The sequence below is a fragment of the Allobosea sp. AAP35 genome, from assembly GCF_001295925.1.
Classification (GTDB): domain Bacteria; phylum Pseudomonadota; class Alphaproteobacteria; order Rhizobiales; family Beijerinckiaceae; genus Allobosea.
In genome coordinates, this window is the sequence record NZ_LJHQ01000022.1 from 16,805 (window position 1) to 37,836 (window position 21,032).

Below are 21,032 nucleotides of genomic sequence, written 5' to 3' on the forward strand. Positions count from 1 at the left end.
TGCGGGGCCGAAAGGGAGAGAACGATGACCGTGAAATCTCGCATTCTGATGTCCGTCGCCGCCGTCGTGCTGGCGGGCGCCACACCGGCTGCGGCGCAGACCGAGCTGCAGTGGTGGCATGCCATGACCGGCGCCAACAACGACGTCGTCGTCAAGCTCGCCGAGGAATTCAACGCCTCGCAGAAGGACTTCAAGGTCGTTCCGGCTTATAAGGGTTCCTATGCCGACACGCTGAACGCCGGCATCGCCGCCTTCCGCGCCGGCAATGCGCCGCACATCATGCAGGTCTTCGAAGTCGGCACCGCGACGATGATGTCCGCCAAGGGCGCCATCAAGCCGGTCCAGGATTTGATGAAGGAAGCCGGCGAAACATTCGATCCGAAGAGCTATCTGCCGGCCATCACCGGCTACTACTCGACCACCAAGGGCGAGATGCTCTCCTTCCCCTTCAACTCGTCCTCCACCGTGATGTGGTACAACAAGGACGCGCTGAAGAAGGCCGGCCTCAATGCCGACGCGCCGCCCAAGACCTGGCCGGAGGTGTTCGACGCCGCCAAGAAGCTGAAGGCTGCCGGCTACGACAAGTGCGGCTTCTCGAATGGCTGGGTGACCTGGGTCAACATCGAGCAGCTCGGCGCCTGGCATAACGAGGCCGTCGGCACCAAGGCCAATGGCTTCGACGGCTTCGATACCGAATTCGTCTTCAACAAGGGCGTCTTCCTGAAGCACCTGACCAATCTGGTCGAGATGCAGAAGGACAAGACCTATGACTATTCCGGCCGCACCAACACCGGCGAGGGCCGCTTCACCTCGGGCGAATGCCCGATCTTCCTGACCTCTTCGGCCTTCTTCGGCAATGTCCGCGCCAACGCCAAGTTCGAATGGGCGAACGCGCCGATGCCGTATTATCCGGATGTGGCGGGCGCGCCGCAGAACTCGATCATCGGCGGCGCCTCGCTGTGGGTGATGGGCGGCAAGAAGTCGGATGAGTACAAGGGCGTGGCCAAGTTCTTCTCCTTCCTGTCGAATGTCGACCGCCAGGTGAAGCTGCACACCGAGTCGGGCTATCTGCCGATCACCAAGGCCGCCTATGAGAAGGTCAAGGCGTCGGGCTTCTACAAGGACAAGCCGTTCCTCGAGACCCCGATCCTGGAGCTCAACAACAAGGAGCCGACGGCGAATTCGCGTGGCGTGCGCTTCGGCAGCCTGGTCCAGATCCGCGACATCTGGGCTGAGGAAATCGAGGCGGCCCTGAACGGCCAGAAGACCCCGAAGGCGGCGCTTGACGCAGCCGTCGAGCGCGGCAACCAGACGCTGCGCCAGTTCGAGCGGACGGCTGGTCGCTAAGTCGGAATAGACACGCGCGGCGGCGCTTTGGATCGCGACGTCATGGTCGGGCTTGACCCGACCATCTCGGAAACCAGACATAACTGGTCATGAGATTCTCGGGTCAAGCCCGAGAATGACGGCGAGGCCCAGGCGCCGCTGCGATTTTTCACCAGGTTCGACGATGCAGAAGAACGCCTATTTCACCGGCCTGACCGTGCCGTTGCTGCTGCTGTTGCCGCAGCTCGTCATCACGGTGCTGTTCTTCTACTGGCCGGCGAGCCAGGCGGTGTGGCAGAGCTTCCTGCTGCAGGACGCCTTCGGCATCTCGACCGATTTCGTCTGGTTCGAGAACTACGTCACGCTGTTCTCCAACCCCGGCTACTACAAGGCCCTGGTCAACACCGCGGTCTTTTCGAGCTTCGTCTGCGTTTTGTCCTTGTCGATCGCGCTGCTGTTTGCGGTGATGGCCGACCGGCAGCTGCGCGGCGGCGAGATCTACAAGACGCTGCTGATCTGGCCCTATGCGGTGGCGCCGGCGATTGCCGGCGTGCTCTGGCTGTTCATGTTCGATCCGTCGCTCGGCATGCTGGCGCGCGGGCTGCAGTCGCTGGGCATCGCCTGGAACCCGCGCCTCAACGGCAATGACGCCATGGCGCTGGTGATCCTGGCGGCGACCTGGAAGCAGATCAGCTACAATTTCCTGTTCTTTCTCGCCGGGCTGCAATCGATCCCCAAGAGCGTGATCGAGGCCGCCGTGATCGACGGTGCCGGCCCCTGGCGGCGGTTCTGGACGATCGTGTTCCCGCTGCTCTCGCCGACGACCTTCTTCCTGCTGGTCGTCAACATCGTCTACGTCTTCTTCGACACCTTCGGCATCATCGACACCGTCACCGGCGGCGGGCCTTCGGGCGCGACCGAGACGCTGGTCTACAAGGTCTATTCCGACGGCAAGGGCGGCTCGGATCTCGGCGGCTCGGCGGCCCAATCTGTCATCCTGCTGATCATGGTGATCGCGATGACGGCGGTGCAGTTCCGCTTCATCGAGCGCAAGGTGAGCTACTGATGGTCGAGGACCGCCGCCTGGGCGATGCGATCGCCTATTTCGTCCTGTCGATCGGCGTGCTGATCGTCGCGTTTCCGGTGTGGCTGACCTTCGTCGCCTCGAGCTGGGACAACGCCACCATTATCAACGGCCAACTCCCGCTCTATCCGGGCCCTTATCTGTTCGACAATTACTACCGCATCCTGTTCGTCGGCACCGCCGGCTCGACGCGGGAACCCGTCGCCAGCATGATGCTGAACTCCTTCGTCATGGCGATGGCGATCGCGATCGGAAAGATCGTGATCTCGGTGCTCTCGGCCTATGCGGTGGTGTATTACCGCTTCCGGTTCCGGATGGCGGCGTTCTGGATTATCTTCGTCACGCTGATGCTGCCCGTCGAGGTCCGCATCTTCCCGACCTTCAAGGTCGTGTCCGAACTCAACATGCTCGACACCTATCAGGGCCTTGCGATCCCGCTGATCGCGTCGGCCACCGGCACGCTTCTGTTTCGCCAGTTCTTCATGACGATCCCCGACGAGCTGCTCGAGGCCTCGCGGATCGACGGCGCCGGGCCGTTCCGCTTCTTCAAGGACACGGTCCTGCCGCTGTCGATCACCACGATCGCGGCTCTGTTCGTGATCCAGTTCATCTATGGCTGGAACCAGTATCTCTGGCCGCTGCTGATCACCACCAAGGATTCGATGCAGACCATCGTCATCGGCATCCGCAAGATGATCGTCACCTCCGACGCCTTGACCGAGTGGCCGCTGGCCATGGCCACCGCCATGCTGGCGATGCTGCCGCCGGTGCTGGTCGTCATTCTGATGCAAAGGCTCTTCGTGAAGGGCCTGGTCGAAACCGAGAAATAAGCGCCCGATGGCCCAGGTCACACTCACCAACGTCAAGAAGATCTATCCCGGCGGCGTCGAGGCCGTGAAGGGCGTGTCGTTCGACATTCCCGATGGCGGCTTCTGCGTGCTCGTCGGCCCCTCCGGCTGCGGCAAGTCCACGCTACTGCGCATGGTGGCGGGGCTGGAGACGATCTCGGCCGGCGAGGTCTCGATCGGGTCGCGGGTGGTCAACCAGATCGGCCCCGCCGAGCGCGACATCGCGATGGTGTTCCAGAATTACGCGCTCTATCCGCATATGAGCGTCTATGAGAATATGTCCTACGGCCTGCGCAACCTTGGCACGCCCAAGGACGAGATCGACCGGCGCGTGAAGGAAGCCGCGCGCATCCTCGCCATCGAGCCGTTGCTCGACCGGCGGCCCAAGCAGCTTTCGGGCGGCCAGCGCCAGCGCGTCGCCATGGGCCGCGCCATCGTGCGCAAGCCGCAGGTCTTCCTGTTCGACGAGCCGCTGTCCAATCTCGACGCCAAGCTGCGCGTGCAGATGCGCGTCGAGATCAAGAAGCTGCAGCGCGCGCTCGGCGTCACCGCGATCTATGTCACCCATGACCAGGTCGAGGCGATGACGCTGTCGGACAAGCTCGTGGTGATGAATGCCGGGCAGGTCGAGCAGATCGGCCTGCCGGCCGATGTCTACAAGAAGCCGGCGAGCAAGTTCGTCGCGACCTTCATTGGCTCGCCGCCGATGAACATCCTGCCCGGCACGATCGATGGGCCGGGAATCGTCGCGCTGGGCGATGCGATCCTCGAGGCGCGCGACCTGCGCGAGGACCTGGCCGAGCAGACGCCGGTGGAAGTGGGCCTGCGGCCCGAGGATGTCGAGATCGCCTCGGAAGGTGAGGCCGGCTCGCTGCCCTTCGACGTCGAGTTCATCGAGGAACTGGGCGCAACGCAGCTCTTCCACGGCCAACTCGCCGGCCTGCCCTTCGTGATGCAGGCCGCGACGGACGCGGTCGCGGCGGTCGCGGGACGCATCTGGATCACGGTCGACCCCGACCGCGTGCATGTCTTCGACGTGGCGACGGGCGCGCGGCTGGGGCGTTAGGACACGTCATTCTCGGGCGAAGCGGAGCGCAGACCCGAGAATCTCTTGCAAGACGAGAATCTCTTGCAGGACGAACACTGGTTTACGAGATGCTCGGGTCGAGCCCGAGCATGACGCTGGGTGTCGCCCCTCAACTCACCGGCGCGTACTTCACTGCGCAGCCATAGGCCTTGGTGCTCGCTTCCGAGACCGGCTTGCCGGCCTTGAGCTCGGCCACCGCCTGGCGGACATAGCTCTTGGCGCCGGTGAGGCTGGCGGCGCTCGCCGAGGGCTTGTCGTCGATGGCGCCCATATAGGCCAGCGTACCCTTGGGATCGACGATGTACATATGCGGCGTGGTGGTGGCGCCATAGGCACGGGCCATCCTGCTGTTGGGATCGAGCAGGACGGCGGCCGGGGCGGCGTCGCGGCTCTTGGTCAGCTCATTGGCCTTGGCGCCCTCGACATGGCCCTGTTCGCCGACCGGCGAGGAGATGACCGAGAGCCAGACGACGCCTTCCTTGGCCATGTCCTTCTGCAGGGTCTGCATGGTGGCGCTGGTATAGTGCTTCCGCACATAGGGGCAGTCGTGATTGGTCCATTCGAGGATCACGGTCTTGCCGGCGAATTCGGAGAGCTTGCGCGGCTTGCCATCGGCATCGAGCGCCTCGAAAGCGGGGGCCGGCGCGCCGACCTTGGCAGAGACCTGGGCCGGGGCCGAGCCGGCGGCGAGAGAGAAACCGGCGATGGCAAGGCCGGCGATGAAAGTCTGGCGGGTCAGGTTGGCTTTCACGTCTGTCTCCTGTCTTCGGATTGCTTCATGGGTGAACGGGTTCAGCGGCCGAGTGCCGTCTTCAGATCCTTGCCGGCGGCGCGCTGCGCGGCGGTGACGATCATGTCCGGCGTCAGCAATTGCGGCAGCACCTCGGGCTGGGCGCCCTTCTGGCCCGGATAGAACAGATAGAGCGGCACCCCGGCGCGGCCCTGCTCGGCCAGGGCGAAGGCGATCTGGCTGTCGCGATTGGTCCAGTCGGCCTTGAGATAGACCACCTTGAGTTCGGAAAAGGCGTCCTTGACCTCCTGCCGCGACAGCGCAACGCGCTCATTGGCGAGGCAGGTGATGCACCAGGCCGCGGTGAAATTGACGAAGACCGGCCGCCCTTCGGCCTGCAGCGCGGCCACGCGCTCCGGGGTCCAGGCCTGGCTATCGCCGGCGCGGGCCTGCGTGGTCACCTGCGGAACGGCGCTCTGGAGGACGAACCACCCGGCCGTGAAGACGATCAGGACTGCGAAGGCTGAGGAGATGATGCGGCCGCGCCCCGTCCCCCGCGTCACGCCGACAAGCCAGACGACGAAGCCTGCCGCCAGCACCGCCACCAGCGCCGCCAGCACGCCGCCCGGACCGGCCTGGACCGAGGCGACCCATATCAGCCAGATCGCGGTGGCAAACATCGGAAAGGCGAAGGCCTGCTTCAGGATCAGCATCCAGCGGCCGGGCTTCGGCAGCAGGCGCAGGAGGCCCGGCGCGAAGGACAAGGCCACGACTGGCAGCGCGAAACCCAAGGCCAGCGACAGGAAGACGGACAGGCCGAGCGCGGGCGGCTGCGTCACCGCATAGCCGATCGCCGCGCCCATGAAGGGCGCCGTGCAGGGCGTCGCGACGACCACCGCGAGCGCGCCGGTCATGAAGGCGCCGAGCCGGCCGCCGCGCGTGGCGAGGCCATGGCCGACGCCGACAGCCGAGGTTCCGACCTCGAAGGCGCCGAGCAGGTTGAGGCCGATCAGCGTCATCACCACCGCGAGCGCGATCACCAAAGGCGGCGATTGCAGCTGGAAGCCCCAGCCGACGCTGGCGCCCAGCGCGCCAAGCACGATGACCATGCCGGCCAGCGCCATGAAGGTGACGACGACGCCCGCTAGGAAGAGCAGGCCCTGCTCGCGCACCTGCGTGCGGCTCGCCTGGGCGAGTTGCGCAAAGCCGAGTGCCTTGATGAACAGGACCGGCAGCACGCAGGGCATGAGATTGAGGATCAGCCCGCCCGCGAAGGCGAAGAGCAAAGCCGCCCACAGCGTGAGATCGGCGCCCTCGACCGGCAGGGGGATGCGAACGGCCGGGGGCGGTGTAGCGGCCGTCGCTGTTGCGCCCACGAGGGCGGGATCGACAGCGGCGGTCAGGGTGAAGGCGCGCGGCGCGCCGGCTTCAGTGAAGGTCACGACGCCGGTCGTCTCGCCGTCCGCGACCTTGAAGGCGCTGGAGCGGGTCAGCCGGAGACGCGTGCCGTCCGATGACGACGTCGCCTCCTGCTTCGCGGCATGGTCGATCAGCGTATCCGACAGCGGGAAGAAGCGCAGATCAGCCGGCGCCGCGGACAGGCCCGGCAGCGTCAGCGCCAGCCCCTCGCCATCGGCGTCGAGGCGCCCCTTGAACGCGGCGGGCGTCGGCAGCAGTGCGCGCGTGGCGTCAATACGCGCCTGCGCCGCATCGTCGACAATCGCGGCAGTCGCGACCGGCAGTTCGAGCGTAAAGGCGGCTTCTTCTGGAATGCAGATCTTCTCGCAGACCAGCCAGGTCGCGGCCGCCTGCAGCGTCAGGCGCTCGCCGGGCTTTGCCTCGGCCGGGACGATGATCTCGACCGGCAGGACGACCGTGCCCTCGAAGCCGAAATTGACCAGCGGCTCGACGGGGATCGCCTTTGGCGCCGGCCACTGGATGTCACCGGCCGTGGCGCCTTGCGACAGCGTCCAGGCGATGCGGGTCGGCTCGCCGGAATCGCCGGGATTGGCCCAGTAGGTGTGCCAGCCCGGCGCGATCTTCTGCACCAGTGCGACCTGGAAGCGCTCGCCGGGAGCCACCGCATCACGGCTGGAGAGCAGCGTCGCCGCCACGCGGGGCGTCGATACGGCGGCCGTCTCTGCAGCATTGGCCATACCCGGCGCAAGCAGCGCCAAGGCGACCGCCGCCCGGCGCCAGAAGCGTCGGGTGAGCGTGGAAGACATCATCGTCGTCGTCATCGTTGCCAGCATGCCAGACCCAGTGCCTGATCATAGCACGGGACGCCAATGACAAGGCAGTGAGGCCGGCCTCACTGCCAGGCGCCCCGTCAGGCGCGCGGGCCCGACAGCTTGCGAATTCAGCGATTCACTGCGGCGTCAGCGGCAGCGGACCCGATCCGGAGGTGGGCGCGGCCGGACGCGGCGGCCTTGGCTTGGCCGGCGCCTTGGCCGGTTCATTCGACAAGCCGAGCCTGGCTCGGATCGAGGCGGCGCGAGCCTCGGTCATTCGGGCGCCGCAGAAGCCGAGCTGCCCCTCCCGCAGGAAGGACCGGCAGACCAGTTCGCGCTCGGCGGAGAAGCTCGCCTGCTCGCGTGCGATTGCCCGCTGCTCGACCGCATCGGCCTTGGCGGTCAGCACACGGTAGCCCTCTCGCACGGCGCGCTCGGCGACACCACGGGCGCTCTCGATCTCCTTGGCGCGGGCAGGCAGCGTGCGGGCATCGGGCCCCCACAATCCGCGCGGATCAATCCGGCAGGCAGCAGCCTCGACGATGCAGGGCTGCGCGGGCTCGACGACCAGAAAGGCGCCGTCGAGCACATCGAAGACGATGGGACAGATCGAGGCCTCAAGCCGGTAGCGCGGGACGCCGGCCGGGCGCCCAAGCGAGGTGACGGGCACGGGTGTCTCTCCAAAAGACACCGCACAGGACTCAACGAGGTTGCTCGACTGGAAACCATTGGCGGTGAGCTTCAATCCAAAGCCCGTCGCGGTCTTCTCAAAAACCGCCTCGCCGAGCCCACCGTTCTGGAGCAGCACGCGCCCGAGGATGGCCTCCTCGCCCGCGACCCTGATGGCAGGCATCGAGGGCGCACGCGGCGCAGGAGCCGGCGCGCCAGAGGCCGGCGGCGCGGCCTGCTGCGTGCCGGGCGCATTGAAGGGCTGCGCTCCAGGCAGTTGCAGCGGCTGCGCGAGCGCGGCCGACGATGCTCCGGCGAAACCCAGCTGGGCGAGGCAGAAAGCAAGATGGACCTGTCGGATCACCAAATGACCATTTTCGAACGGGAACAGCCGCATTTGCATGAAATGTCGAGACGCGGCACGCAAGGGCACATCCGCAACACTCGCCGGCAATGAGCACGCATCAACCTTGATGCCGGAAACCGGCACGGGCGCGAGTTCTTAATCGGCTCGCCTGTCTTGCAAGGGCAGGAACACCCTCCCTATATACGCCGCCAAGGGGTGGTTTCACGACCGCCCGACGTGGAATGCCGGTTTCGTTCGCCGCACCAAGTGGGGGCGAGCCGGTCCATGGGCCGGAATGTGGCGGTTGTCGTCGCAGGCCGGCGATCTGCTCAATTCAAAAGGGATCCCCTCCATGGGTAAAGTCATCGGTATCGACCTTGGCACGACCAACTCCTGCGTCGCGGTCATGGAAGGCTCTACGCCTAAAGTCATCGAGAATTCGGAAGGCGCCCGCACCACGCCGTCGATCGTCGCGATCACCGACGATGGCGAGCGTCTCGTCGGCCAGCCGGCCAAGCGCCAGGCGGTCACCAACCCCGAGCGCACCTTCTTTGCGATCAAGCGCCTGATCGGCCGGACCTTCGACGATCCGATGACGCAAAAGGACATGCATCTCGTCCCCTACAAGATCAAGAAGGCTGCCGCCGGCGACGCCTGGGTCGAGGCCGACGGCACCGACTACTCGCCCTCGCAGATCTCGGCCTTCACGCTGACCAAGATGAAGGAGACCGCAGAGGCCTATCTCGGCTCCTCCGTGACCCAGGCCGTCATCACGGTCCCCGCCTATTTCAACGACGCCCAGCGCCAGGCGACGAAGGATGCCGGTCGCATCGCCGGCCTCGAAGTGCTGCGCATCATCAACGAGCCGACGGCCGCCGCGCTGGCCTATGGCCTCGACAAGAAGCAGGCCGGCACGATCGCGGTCTATGACCTCGGCGGCGGCACCTTCGACGTCTCGATCCTCGAGATCGGCGATGGCGTCTTCGAGGTGAAGTCGACCAATGGCGACACCTTCCTCGGCGGCGAAGACTTCGACATGCGCCTGGTCGAGTATCTCGCCGACGAGTTCAAGCGCGAGCAGGGCATCGACCTCAAGAAGGACAAGCTCGCGCTGCAGCGCCTGAAGGAAGCCGCTGAGAAGGCCAAGATCGAGCTCTCGACCACGGCCCAGACCGAAATCAACCTGCCCTACATCACGGCCGATGCCTCGGGTCCGAAGCATCTGGCCATCAAGCTCTCGCGCGCCAAGTTCGAGAGCCTGGTCGACGATCTCGTCCAGCGCACGATCGAGCCCTGCAAGAAGGCGCTCAAGGATGCCGGGCTGTCGGCAGGCCAGATCGACGAAGTGGTCCTGGTCGGCGGCATGACCCGCATGCCCAAGGTCCAGGAGGTCGTGAAGCAGTTCTTCGGCAAGGAGCCGCATAAGGGCGTCAACCCCGACGAGGTCGTCGCCATCGGTGCGGCGATCCAGGCCGGCGTCCTCCAGGGCGACGTCAAGGACGTGCTGCTGCTCGACGTGACCCCGCTGTCGCTAGGCATCGAGACGCTGGGCGGCGTGTTCACCCGCCTGATCGACCGCAACACCACGATCCCGACCAAGAAGAGCCAGGTCTTCTCGACCGCGGAAGACAACCAGAACGCGGTGACCATCCGCGTCTTCCAGGGCGAGCGCGAGATGGCGGCCGACAACAAGATGCTCGGCCAGTTCGACCTGATGGGCATTCCGCCGTCCCCGCGCGGCATGCCGCAGATCGAGGTGACCTTCGACATCGACGCCAACGGCATCGTCTCCGTGACCGCCAAGGACAAGGCCACCAACAAGGAGCAGCAGATCCGGATCCAGGCATCCGGCGGGCTGTCGGAGGCCGACATCCAGAAGATGGTCAAGGATGCCGAGGCCAACGCCACCGAGGACAAGAAGCGTCGCGAACTGGTCGAGGCGAAGAACCAGGGCGAAAGCCTTGTCCATTCGACCGAGAAGTCGCTGAAGGACTACGGCGACAAGGTCTCCGCCGCCGATAAGACGGCGATCGAGACCGCGCTCGACGCGCTGAAGGCCGCGCTGACCGAGGACGATGCCGAGGCCATCACCTCGCGCACCACCGACGTGATGCAGGCTTCGATGAAGCTCGGCGAGGCCATGTATGCGGCGAGCCAGACGGAAGGCGCCGCCGATGCGGATGCGCCTGCCGCTGAGGCCAAGAAGGAAGACGACGTCATCGACGCCGACTTCAAGGATGTCAGCGACGACAAGGGCGACAAGAAGAAGAGCGCCTGAGCCCTCTTCTCTTTCATGGATGACGTCATGGCCGGGCTTGACCCGGCCATCGCGTTACGGGAATGCGTCGTGACGCAACAATCTCGTTCTTGCTGCGGTCTCGCGACGGGGTCTTAGGGACCCGCCGCGCGCCGACGAAGAACGAAGGGGCCGCTGTTTGATGTCCAAGCGCGACTATTACGAAATCCTCGGCGTCTCGAAGACGGCCAGCGAGGCGGAACTGAAAAGCGCGTTCCGCAAGCTTGCGATGGGCTGCCACCCTGATCGCCACCCCGGCGACACGGCGGCAGAGGCCAAGTTCAAGGAATTGAACGAGGCCTATCAGGTTCTGTCCGACGCCCAGAAGCGCAGTGCTTATGACCGATACGGCCATCAGGCCTTCGAACATGGCGGCGGTGGCCAGCAGGGGCCGGAATTCTCCGACTTCATGTCGGACATCTTCGATTCCTTCTTCGGCGACGCCCGTCGCGGCGGGCCGCGCAGCGCGAACGGCCGCGAGCGTGGCGCCGATCTGCGTTACAATCTCGAAATCGGGCTTGAGGACGCTTTTTCCGGCAAGAACGCCTCGATCCGGGTGCCGACATCGATCGCCTGCGAAGTCTGCTCGGGCAGCGGCGCGAAGCCGGGCTCGAAATCGCGTCAGTGCCCAACCTGCGGCGGCCACGGCAAGGTGCGCGCAAACCAGGGTTTCTTCTCGGTGGAGCGGACCTGTCCGACCTGCGCGGGGCGCGGCGAGATCATCGACGACCCGTGCAAGAACTGCCAGGGCGCCGGTCGCGTCACCCGTGAGCGCACGCTGTCGGTGAATATCCCCGCCGGCGTCGAGGACGGCACGCGCATCCGGCTCGCCGGCGAGGGCGAGGCCGGCCTGCGTGGCGGTCCAGCCGGCGACCTCTACATCTTCCTGTCGATCCAGCCGCATGCGATCTTCCAGCGCGACGGCGCCGATCTGTTCTGCCGCGTGCCGCTGGGCCTGACATCGGCTGCGCTCGGGGGCGAAATCGAGGTGCCGACGCTCACCGGCGAGCAGGCCCGGGTCAAGGTGCCCGAGGGCACGCAGACCGGCAAGCAGTTCCGCCTCAAGGGCAAGGGCATGAGCGTCCTGCGCTCGCGCGAGTTCGGCGATCTCTACATCCAGGTCGTCGTCGAGACGCCGCAGAAGCTCACGGCGCGCCAGCGTGAACTGCTGATGGAATTCGAGCGCGAAAGCTCAGGCGCAACGCATCCCGAGGCGGCCGGGTTCTTCGGCCGGGTCAAGGATTTCCTCGGCGGCATCGGCGGGGCGGCCTGAACCCCAGCCTCATGTGAGCGCAGCGAAGCCATCCAGGATTCCGTCGCTGGTCTATTCGATTGCTTCGCTGCACGCGCAATGACGAATAGGCATACCGCACAAAAAAAACGGGCCGCCTTGCGGCGACCCGTTCTTGGTCTGGCTCTGATCGAAATCAGGCCTTGTCGACCACTTTCTTGACAGTTTCCTTGCCTTCGCCGAGCGCCTGCTGGGCTTCGCCCTTGCGCTCCTGCACGAAGCCCTCTGCCTCGAGCTCAGGCTTGTCCAGCGCCTTGCCGGCGGCCTGCTTGACGTTGCCGGTGGCCTCGTTGGCCATGCCCTTGACCTTGTCCATGGTGCTGCCCATCGTGGTGCTCCTTGCTTTGAATCACGTGCCGCCCTTGCGGCTTGCGAGAAAGAAACGGGCAGCCCGCGCGAAGGTTCCGATTAAATTTTGGACCTAGCCCGCAGCGCCTGAAGGCTCGCAAGAGGCCGCAGCCATGGCATGCAGCGCCTGCGCGGTTGCCGCATCTTCCGGGAAGAACGTCTCCAGCGCCAGCTCCGACAAGGTGATGTCGACCGGCGTGCCAAACACCGTCGTTGTCGAGATGAAGGACAGTGTCACCTCGCCGACACGCAGGCGCAGTGGCACCACGATGGCCGGCTCGGCTTCGACAGGCTGGGTGTGCGCCTTCCGCGCGGGCGCGATCGGGGCGTCATAGGACAATAGCTCGGCCAGCAGCTCTGCCAGGACAGGATCGGCCGTCGCTCTGACCTGCTGGCGCAGGCGCGCCAGCAGGTGGGATCGCCATTCCTCCAGATTGATGATCGCGGCGGCGAGACCGCCCGGATGCAGCGCGAGCCGCAGCACGTTGACTGGCGGGCGCAGCAGATCGGGATCGGCGACGAGGCTCAGCAGGGGCGCGACGGCGGCATTGGCGGCGAGCATGATCCAGTGACGATCCACCGCGAGCGCCGGATAGGGCTCATGCCCCTTCAGAACGAGGTCGATGGCAGATTTCGCGGCTTGGAGGCCGGGGTCCTCCAATGCGCGCTCCAGATAGACCGGCGCGTAGCCCGCCGCGAGCAAAAGCGCGTTGCGCTCACGCAGCGGCACGCCGAGATGCTCGGCCAGCAGCAGGACCATGTCGCGGCTCGGCTGCGAACGCCCGCTCTCGACGAAGGAGAGATGCTTCTGCGAGATCTCGGCTTCGAGCGCGAGGTCGAGCTGGCTGAGCCGGCGCAGCTGCCGCCAGTCGCGGATGAGGTGGCCGACGCTGGGTTGCTGATGTCTGTTCATGGGACAAACCTAGCCGGCGCCTGAGCCCGTTCCAATTACCTGCCGCTTAATCGACCGGCCTGCCCGATCTCGTCAGCATGCCCTCCATCGACACCGAGGCATCTCAAGCCTCCCAGCCAATGGAGACCGACCATGTCCATGATCCAGTCCTCGCGCTTCCTGCGGAATGCTCTCGCCCTCGACGCCGCCGCCTGCGCCGCCACCGGTCTGTTGCTTTCGCTCGCTGCCGGTCCCCTCGCGGGCCCGCTCGGCCTCCCCGAAAGCTTTCTGCGCGGAGCGGGGCTCGTCCTGCTGCCCTGCGCGGCCGTCCTCGCCTTGTTCGCCAACCGAGAGACACTGCCAAGGCTTGCCGTCTTTGCCGTGATCGGCCTCAACCTGCTCTGGATCGCCGACAGCATCGCAATCCTGATGGCGGGTTGGTTTTCGCCAACGGGACTTGGCATCGCCTTCGTCCTGGCTCAGGCTGGAGCGGTTGCGGTGGTCACCGAGCTTGAGGTGATCGGCCTGAAGCGCTCGGCTCGCATCGACGGCATGGCGCCCGCCAGCGGCTGATCGCGGGCGTTGAGAGCCGTGCCACTCGCTGCCGCGGGTGGTGCGGCCTTCGTGTTGCTCCAGCCGGCAAACTGTCACGAAACCGTCGTGCGCGCTCACTAGCCGTCCGGATGTCAGTTTCATGCTCCAGCCGGTCAGGATCGCCCCATGCGCAACCCCTTCGTTCTCGCGGCTCTCGCATCCGTTCTGCTCGGCGGCACCGCGCTCGCCGAGCCGATGTTCAACCGCATCGCGACCTTCTCCGTGCCGCTGAACCTGCCGGCCGACCGTGATGCGTCGAAGAAGACGGTCGCCGAGATCATCGCCGCCAATGAGGATGGCACGCTACTCGCCTATACCGATGGCGAGCAGAAGGCTGTCGGGCTCATCGACCTCACCGATCCCGCTCAGCCCAAGCCGGCCGGTATCGTCGCGCTCGGCGGCGAATCGACCTCGGTCGTGATCCTTGGGAGCAGGGCCTTCGTGGCCGTCGTCACCTCCGGCGACAACTATAAGGAGCCGGCCGGGCACCTCGCGACCGTCGATCTCAAGTCGAAGCAGGTCGTGGCGACCTGCGATCTCGGCGGCCAGCCGGATTCGATCACGCTGAGCAAGGACAAGACGAAGCTCGTCATCGCGATCGAGAACGAGCGCGACGAATCCCTGAACAAGGGCGCGCTGCCCCAGCTCCCGGCAGGCAACCTCACCCTGATCGGCATCAAGGATGGCGGCGTCGACTGCGCTTCCCGCCAGGTCGTCGACATGACCGGCATCGCCGCGGTGGAGCCGACCGATCCGGAGCCGGAATTCGTCGACGTCAACCAGGATGGGCTTGCAGTGATTACCCTGCAGGAGAATAACCACATCGCCATCGTCGATACCAAATCCGGCAGGCTGGTGGCGCATTTCCCGGCGGGCACTGTCGATCTCAAGGGCATCGACAAGACCCGCGACGGCCAGATCCGGCCGGTCGAGGAGCTCAAGGGCGTGCCGCGCGAGCCCGATTCGGTGCGCTGGCTCGACAATGATCGCTTCGTCACCGCCAATGAGGGCGACTGGAAGGGCGGCTCGCGCGGCTTCACGATCTTCCGCAAGGACGGCACGGTCGAGTTTGATTCCGGCGCGACCACCGACCATCTCGCGATCAGCCTCGGCCATTATCCGGAGCGCCGCTCGGCCGCCAAGGGCAGCGAGCCCGAAGGCATCGAGGTCGGAACCTATGGAAACGACCGCTTGATCTTCGTCGGGCTGGAGCGCGCCTCGCTGGTGCTCGTTTACAAGGACGAAGGCCCCGGCAAGCTCCCGCGCTATCTCCAGGCGCTGCCGGGCGGCATCGCGCCGGAGGGTCTGCTGGCGATCCCGCAGCGCAATCTTTTCGTCTCGGCCTCCGAGGCCGATCTCGTCGCCAAGGGCGGCCCGCGCTCGGCCGTGACGATCTACCAGCGCAGCGAGGCGCCGGCCGCCTATCCGACGCTCGTTTCCGCAGAGGTCGAAGGCGCCCCGATCGGCTGGGGCGCGTTGTCGGGCCTGTCGGCGCATCCGACGCTACCGGGCCGGCTGCACGCGGTCACCGACAGCGCCTATTCGCCCTCGCGCATCCTTGAGATCGACCCGACCCAGAAGCCGGCCAAGATCACCGGCGCTATCACCGTGACCAAGGCCGGCAAGCCTGTGGCTTACGACCTCGAAGGCATCGCCGCCCGTGCGGGCGGCGGCTTCTGGCTGGCCTCCGAGGGCAACCCGGAAGCCAAGGACAAGCCGACATCCAACATTCTGCTGCGGGTTTCGGCCGCGGGCGAGGTCGAGGAGGAGATCATGCTGCCGGAAGAGCTGGCGAAGCAGGCGACCCGATTCGGCTTCGAGGGCGTCGCTGTGACCGGCTCCGGCGCCGAGGAGACGATCTGGCTCGCGGTGCAGCGGGAATGGAAGGACGATCCCAAGGGGAAGGCCAAGATCCTGGCCTACAAGCCCGTGACCAAGTCCTGGGGCGTGCTGCATTATCCCCTGACCGCCCCCACTGCGGGCGCCTGGATGGGGCTGTCCGAGCTGACCGCGCTTGGCGATGACCGATTCGCCGTGATCGAGCGCGACAACCTCTTCGGCGCGAAGGCGGTGAAGACGCTGGCGACCTTCTCGGTCAAGGGCCTGACGCCGGCGCCGATTGGTTCCACGACGATCCCGACCGTCGAAAAAAAGCTGCTGCGCGACCTGACGCCCGACCTGATGGCCAAGGGCGGCTACGGCCTCGACAAGGTCGAGGGCATGGCGGTCGACCGCGACGGTGGCGTCTTCGTCGTCACCGACAATGACGGCGTCGACGATTCGTCGGGCGAGACGCAGTTCTTCGCTTTCGGGAAGATCGCGAACTGAGGATGGGCAGGCACGTCATTCTCGGGCGGCGCGAAGCGCCGACCCGAGAATCTCAGGCAGGTCGGGTTATCGATGCCATCTGGTCATGAGATGCTCGGGTCGAGCCCGAGCATGACGCGCGTCTCTGAAAAAAGCCCCGGATGCGCGTCGCATCCGGGTCAGTCGCCCGACCCGGCCAGCGACCGGGTCGGGACAACAGATCACCAGCCGGCGAGCACGTTGCCCTTGAAGCGCTCGGCCACGAAGGCCTTGATCTCGGGCGACTGATAGGTCTCGACCAGCGTCTTCACCCAGGGCTTGTCCTTGTCGGCGGTGCGCACCGCGATGACGTTCACGTAAGGCCCCTTGGGGTCCTCGCGCAGGATCGCCGAGGTCGGCTCGATCTTGGCGTCGACGGCGTAGTTGGTGTTGATCGCGGCTGCGGCGACATCAGCCAGTGTGCGCGGGGTCTGCGCCGCCTCGACCTCGACGATCTTCAGCTTCTTGGGGTTGGAGACGATGTCGATCGGCCCCGGCTTGAAGCCAACGCCGTCCTTCAGCTTGATCACGCCCTTGTCCTGCAGCAGCAGCAGCGCCCGGCCGCCATTGGTCGGGTCGTTCATGATCGCGATGGACGAACCGTCGGGCACCTCGGCCCAGCTCTTGTACTTCGACGAGTAGATGCCGAGCGGGAAGTTCACGGTCAGGCCGACGCTGACCAGCTTGAAGCCGCGATCCTTCACCTGGTTGTCGAGATAGGGCTGGTTCTGGAAGGAATTGGCCTCTAGTTCGCCGGCGTCCAGCGCCTGGTTGGGCACGACATAGTCGGAGAACTCGGTGATCTTGAGGTCGATGCCCTTCTTGGCCAGAAGCGGCTTCACCTGTTCGAGGATCTCGGCATGGGGGCCCGGCGAGACGCCGATGCGGACGATCTGCGGCGCCTGGGCGAGCGCGGGGACGGACAGGGCGAGCGCGGCAAGCGCCGTGGCGGCGAGCGCGGTGCGGCGGGTGATGATGGTCATGGGGTGGTTCCTTCAGTTCGATTTGGTTTGGAAAGACAAAAGAAATCCGCGCGCCGTCATCCCGGGCGACCGCAGGGAGACCCGGGATCCATGCCTGAGCCTCTCAGGTCAGCGTTCCGGCATGGATCCCGGGTCTGCGCTTCGCTTCGCCCGGGATGACAATGCGTTGGGATGAAACTCAGGCGTGGCGCAGGCGCTTGTTGAGCCGGCGGGCGAGATGGTCGCCGATGGTCTGGACTGTCTGGACCAGCACGATCAGCACGGCGACGACGGCGGCCATGACCTCGGGCATGAAGCGCTGATAGCCATAGCGGATGCCGAGATCGCCCAGGCCCCCGCCGCCGACCGCGCCGACCATGGCCGAGAAGCCGATCAGGCTGACGATGGCGAGCGTGAGACCCAGCGCGATCGCCGGTAGCGCCTCGGGCACCAGCACCTTGCGAACGATCTGCAGCGGCGTCGCGCCCATCGACCGGGCGGCCTCGACCAGCCCCTGATCGACCTCGCGGATGGCGCCCTCGATCAGCCTGGCGATAAAGGGCGTCGCCGCCACCGTCAGCGGCACGATCGCGGCATTGGTGCCGATCGAGGTGCCCGCAATGAGGCGGGTGAAGGGGATGATCGCGACGACGAGGATGATGAAGGGCGTCGAGCGCGTGGCGTTGACCAGCGTGCCGAGCAGCGTGTTGACGAGGGGCGCGGCAAACAATTCGCCGCGCTTGCTGGTGGCGAGAAAGACGCCGAGCGGCAGGCCGAGAACCGTGCCGAGCCCGGCGGCAACCGCCACCATCTGCAGCGTGTCGAGCGTGGCCTGCGCGATCAGCGCCACGATCTGGGGCGAGATGATCTCAGGAAACATGGCCGATGACCTCCGCCTTGAGTTCGAGGCTGTTGAGCGCGCCGAGCACGGCAGCCAGTTCCGGCTCGCGCGTCGGGACCGAGACCAGCAGGCTGCCGAAGGGCTTGCCCGCGATGGCGTCGATGCGGCCGGCGAGGATGTTGACGTCGACGCCGATGGTCGAGCTGAGCCGGCTGATGACCGGCGCGGTGGCGTTCTGCCCGGTGAAGGTGATGCGCAGCACGGTGTCGTCGCCCGGCTGAGCGTCCTTGCGGATTCGGCCGGCGAGATAGGCCGGCAGCTCGACGCCGGTCACCGCCTCGACGAAGCGCGCCGTGGTCGGGTGCTGGGGACGCGTCAGCACCGAGAAGACGTCGCCCTCCTCGACGATGCGGCCGTCCTCGATCACCGCGACGCGGTCGCAGATCTCCTTGATGACGGGAATCTCGTGGGTGATCAGCAGGATGGTGATGCCTAGATCGCGGTTGACCTGCTTCAGCAGGGCCAGGATCGACTTCGTCGTCTCGGGATCGAGCGCCGAGGTGGCCTCGTCGCAGAGCAGCACCTTGGGGTCTGTCGCCAAAGCGCGGGCGATGCCGACGCGCTGCTTCTGGCCGCCGGAGAGTTCGGCCGGGTAGCGCTCGCGCTTGTCGGCGAGACCGACCAGATCGAGCAGGCGCGCGACCTTGTCCTCGATCTGCAGTCTCGGCGTGCTCGCGATTTCCAGCGGCAGGGCGACATTGTCGAAGACCGTGCGCGAGGAGAGCAGGTTGAAGTGCTGGAAGATCATGCCCGTGGCGCGGCGGCGGGCGCGCCAGCCGGCCTCGGTGAGTCCCGTGACGTCCTCACCCTCGATCAGGAGGCGGCCGGAGGTGGCGCGCTCCAGCCCGTTGACGAGGCGGATCAGCGTCGATTTGCCGGCACCCGAGCGGCCGATGACGCCGACGATCGCGCCCTTGGGCACGTCGAGATCAATGCCCGACAGGGCCGTGACCGACCCTTGCGCACCACGGGCGGCATAGGTCTTGCCGATCCGTTCGAAGCGGATGATCGGATCGGGCTGGTTCGGCGCTGGGCCGGGTTCGACGCGGAAGGCGTCGGGCTTTGCAGGAGCGTTCATGGTGACCTCAGGACGAAATCGGGGCGCGGCTGCGCCGGTGCGAAGCCAGCTGCCGGGCCGCGCGCTCGGCCGCGCCCGGCGTGGCGAAGCGATGGCCTTCGAGCGCGTCGAAGGCGGACGCGGCGGAAATGAAGGTGAAGACGCGCTCGCCGCCGCGACGGCTGACAAGGCCGGCCTGGGTCTCGCCGATCTCGATGACATAGGCCTGGTCACTGCGCAGCGGCAGGCCCTGATCGGGCCGGCCGGCGCCGGAGGAAAGAATGTTCATGGCTGGCCTCCCGCCGCATCGCGGCGCTGATAGACATCTGATCGGGCTTGAGGAGGCTCGCCGATGCGAGCGCCGGAACCGTCAGAGTCGACAGCGACAGGCTGTGGGGCGGGACGGGAGGGCGCGGAATGGGGTGGCTTCGATCATGGTCGTCTCCTGTCGATTGGAGCCCACGACCGCGTCGTGGCGCTTTAGCGTTTGGTGACGCGGCGCAAGCTGCTCGCTCAAATCCCCGCGGCCTTTCGGCGTAGCCGAATGACGAAGTCCAATGTGGCGGACGAAATCCTTTTTGTCAACGCGATCGTTCTTTTAAAGAAACGAAACTCGCAGGATTGCTCATCCCCGCACTGCCTTTGGCGGAGAAGGATCCTCCGGGTCGATGCGAAGCGGCCCATGACAGGCCGGCCCGCGCGATGCTAGGAAACAGCGCCTCAGCTTCAGGAACGCTTGCCTTGTCCGCCTCCCGCTCCATCCTGCTGATCATCGGTGGTGGCATCGCCGCCTATAAATGTCTGGAGCTGATCCGCCGGTTGAAGGATCGCGGCATCGCCGCGCGCTGCATCCTGACCCAGGCGGGCGAGCAGTTCGTGACGCCGCTCGCCGTCTCCTCGCTTGCCGGCGAGCGCTGCTTCACCGACCTGTTCTCGCTGACGGACGAGGCCGATATCGGCCATATCGCGCTGTCACGCTCGACAGACCTCCTGGTCGTGGCGCCAGCCACCGCCGATCTGATCGCCAAGATGGCCAATGGGCTCGCCAACGATCTCGCCTCGACGGCGCTGCTGGCGACCGACAAGCGCGTGCTGATCGCGCCCGCGATGAACCCGCGGATGTGGCTGCACCCGGCCACGCGCCGCAACATGGCGCAGCTCCAGAAGGACGGCGTGCTCGTCGTCGGGCCCAATGCCGGCGCGATGGCCGAGCGGGGCGAAAGCGGCGTGGGCCGGATGGCGGAGCCCGCCGAGATCCTGGCGGCGATCGAGGCCACGCTCGCTGGCGAAGCGCCCTCCCCGCAGCGTGCGATCGGATTTCTCGGCCGGTTGCCCGGAGGCGGCCCGGATTCACAGGGTCCGCTGGCCGGCCGGCATGTGCTGGTGACCTCGGGCCCGACGCATGAGGCGATCGACCCCGTGCGCTACATCGCCAACCGCTCCTCGGGCAAGCAGGGGCACGCGATCGCGGCTGCGGCCGCCGCCGCCGGGGCGCGCGTGACGCTGGTGTCTGGCCCCGTCGCCATCCCCGATCCGGCCGGCGTCGAGACGGTGCATGTCGAATCGGCGCGACAGATGCTGGCCGCGGTCGAGGCGGCGCTGCCGGCGCAGATCGCGATCTTCACCGCCGCGGTCGCCGATTGGCGGGTGGCCGATGCCGCGCCCGAAAAGATGAAGAAGGATGGCGGCGGCCTGCCGCCTCTGGCCCTGGTCGAGAACCCCGACATCCTTGCCACCATCGCGCAGCGGGCGAGCGGCCGTCCCGAGCTCGTCGTCGGCTTTGCCGCCGAGACGCAGAATGTCGTTGCCTATGCACAGGCGAAGCTCGCCAAGAAGGGCTGCGATCTGATCGTCGCCAACGATGTCGGCGGCACGGGGGTGATGGGCGGCGACGTCAACACCGTGCATCTGGTGACGCGGGAGGGGGTCGAGAGCTGGCCGACGCTGGCCAAGTCGGAGGTCGCCAATCGTCTCGTCGATCATCTGACGCGGCTGCTCGGCTCGCAGGGCGGCAGGTAAGCGTC

General features: G+C 66.3%; 18 protein-coding genes. 9 read left to right on the forward strand and 9 right to left on the reverse strand.

Annotated elements, in window-relative coordinates:
• Window positions 1–24 precede the first annotated feature (24 nt).
• The 4 genes from ugpB (at window position 25) to ugpC (ending at window position 4,324) form a co-directional block, all read left to right on the forward strand.
• On the forward strand, window positions 25–1,347 hold the full coding sequence (ugpB, locus tag IP69_RS08995; RefSeq protein ID WP_054142488.1) for a sn-glycerol-3-phosphate ABC transporter substrate-binding protein UgpB: 1,323 nt from the start codon (window positions 25–27) through the stop codon (window positions 1,345–1,347).
• Between the two features lie 163 nt (window positions 1,348–1,510).
• On the forward strand, window positions 1,511–2,392 hold the full coding sequence (gene ugpA, locus IP69_RS09000; RefSeq protein ID WP_054142489.1) for a sn-glycerol-3-phosphate ABC transporter permease UgpA: 882 nt from the start codon (window positions 1,511–1,513) through the stop codon (window positions 2,390–2,392).
• Window positions 2,392–3,240, forward strand: coding sequence for a sn-glycerol-3-phosphate ABC transporter permease UgpE (ugpE, locus tag IP69_RS09005; protein WP_054142490.1), 849 nt, complete (start codon window positions 2,392–2,394; stop codon window positions 3,238–3,240). Before ugpA ends, ugpE begins: the two co-directional genes overlap by 1 nt.
• 7 nt (window positions 3,241–3,247) lie before the next feature.
• The gene (gene ugpC, locus IP69_RS09010; protein ID WP_054142491.1) at window positions 3,248–4,324 is read left to right on the forward strand and encodes a sn-glycerol-3-phosphate ABC transporter ATP-binding protein UgpC; all 1,077 of its coding nucleotides are present in this window, start codon (window positions 3,248–3,250) and stop codon (window positions 4,322–4,324) included.
• A 130-nt stretch (window positions 4,325–4,454) separates the two neighbouring features.
• Here the strand turns inward: ugpC and IP69_RS09015 are convergent, their stop codons facing one another.
• From IP69_RS09015 to IP69_RS09025, 3 genes are all read right to left on the reverse strand, one after another.
• A complete protein-coding gene (locus IP69_RS09015) occupies window positions 4,455–5,096 on the reverse strand; it encodes a thioredoxin family protein (RefSeq protein WP_054142492.1) in 642 nt (213 codons plus the stop codon).
• 41 nt (window positions 5,097–5,137) lie between these two features.
• Complete coding sequence (locus IP69_RS09020; protein ID WP_197279770.1) at window positions 5,138–7,303, reverse strand: protein-disulfide reductase DsbD domain-containing protein; 2,166 nt, start codon at window positions 7,301–7,303, stop codon at window positions 5,138–5,140.
• A gap of 139 nt (window positions 7,304–7,442) precedes the next feature.
• Window positions 7,443–8,339 (reverse strand): hypothetical protein, encoded by an 897-nt coding sequence (locus IP69_RS09025; protein ID WP_156323363.1) that lies wholly within the window; start codon window positions 8,337–8,339, stop codon window positions 7,443–7,445.
• 334 nt (window positions 8,340–8,673) lie between these two features.
• Here IP69_RS09025 and dnaK point away from each other — a divergent pair, with 334 nt between their 5' ends.
• Both dnaK and dnaJ read left to right on the forward strand, forming a co-directional pair.
• Window positions 8,674–10,599, forward strand: coding sequence for a molecular chaperone DnaK (gene dnaK / locus IP69_RS09030; RefSeq protein WP_054142601.1), 1,926 nt, complete (start codon window positions 8,674–8,676; stop codon window positions 10,597–10,599).
• A 160-nt stretch (window positions 10,600–10,759) separates the two neighbouring features.
• Entirely contained in the window at window positions 10,760–11,890 is a 1,131-nt protein-coding gene (gene dnaJ / locus IP69_RS09035; protein ID WP_054142495.1) for a molecular chaperone DnaJ, read from the forward strand.
• Window positions 11,891–12,044: 154 nt separating this feature from the next.
• Here the strand turns inward: dnaJ and IP69_RS09040 are convergent, their stop codons facing one another.
• Both IP69_RS09040 and IP69_RS09045 read right to left on the reverse strand, forming a co-directional pair.
• Window positions 12,045–12,236, reverse strand: coding sequence for a CsbD family protein (locus IP69_RS09040; protein ID WP_054142496.1), 192 nt, complete (start codon window positions 12,234–12,236; stop codon window positions 12,045–12,047).
• 93 nt (window positions 12,237–12,329) lie between these two features.
• Entirely contained in the window at window positions 12,330–13,169 is an 840-nt protein-coding gene (locus IP69_RS09045) for a helix-turn-helix transcriptional regulator (RefSeq protein ID WP_054142497.1), read from the reverse strand.
• A gap of 132 nt (window positions 13,170–13,301) precedes the next feature.
• Between IP69_RS09045 and IP69_RS09050 the strand changes: the two genes are divergently transcribed.
• A complete protein-coding gene (locus IP69_RS09050; RefSeq protein ID WP_054142498.1) occupies window positions 13,302–13,721 on the forward strand; it encodes a hypothetical protein in 420 nt (139 codons plus the stop codon).
• 147 nt (window positions 13,722–13,868) lie between these two features.
• Window positions 13,869–16,070, forward strand: coding sequence for an esterase-like activity of phytase family protein (locus IP69_RS09055; RefSeq protein WP_054142499.1), 2,202 nt, complete (start codon window positions 13,869–13,871; stop codon window positions 16,068–16,070).
• 200 nt (window positions 16,071–16,270) lie between these two features.
• Here IP69_RS09055 and IP69_RS09060 read toward each other — a convergent pair whose 3' ends face one another.
• The 4 genes from IP69_RS09060 to IP69_RS09075 form a co-directional block, all read right to left on the reverse strand.
• Window positions 16,271–17,071, reverse strand: a complete 801-nt coding sequence (locus IP69_RS09060; protein ID WP_054142500.1) for a MetQ/NlpA family ABC transporter substrate-binding protein — start codon at window positions 17,069–17,071, stop codon at window positions 16,271–16,273.
• Between the two features lie 178 nt (window positions 17,072–17,249).
• Complete coding sequence (locus IP69_RS09065; RefSeq protein WP_054142602.1) at window positions 17,250–17,915, reverse strand: methionine ABC transporter permease; 666 nt, start codon at window positions 17,913–17,915, stop codon at window positions 17,250–17,252.
• A 4-nt stretch (window positions 17,916–17,919) separates the two neighbouring features.
• A complete protein-coding gene (locus IP69_RS09070; RefSeq protein WP_054142501.1) occupies window positions 17,920–19,029 on the reverse strand; it encodes a methionine ABC transporter ATP-binding protein in 1,110 nt (369 codons plus the stop codon).
• Between the two features lie 7 nt (window positions 19,030–19,036).
• Window positions 19,037–19,297: a hypothetical protein gene (locus IP69_RS09075; RefSeq protein WP_054142502.1), complete on the reverse strand. Its 261-nt coding sequence runs from the start codon at window positions 19,295–19,297 to the stop codon at window positions 19,037–19,039.
• A gap of 413 nt (window positions 19,298–19,710) precedes the next feature.
• On the opposite strand from IP69_RS09075, the gene IP69_RS09080 reads away from it, so the two are divergent.
• A complete protein-coding gene (locus IP69_RS09080; RefSeq protein ID WP_054142503.1) occupies window positions 19,711–21,027 on the forward strand; it encodes a phosphopantothenoylcysteine decarboxylase in 1,317 nt (438 codons plus the stop codon).
• Window positions 21,028–21,032 lie beyond the last annotated feature (5 nt).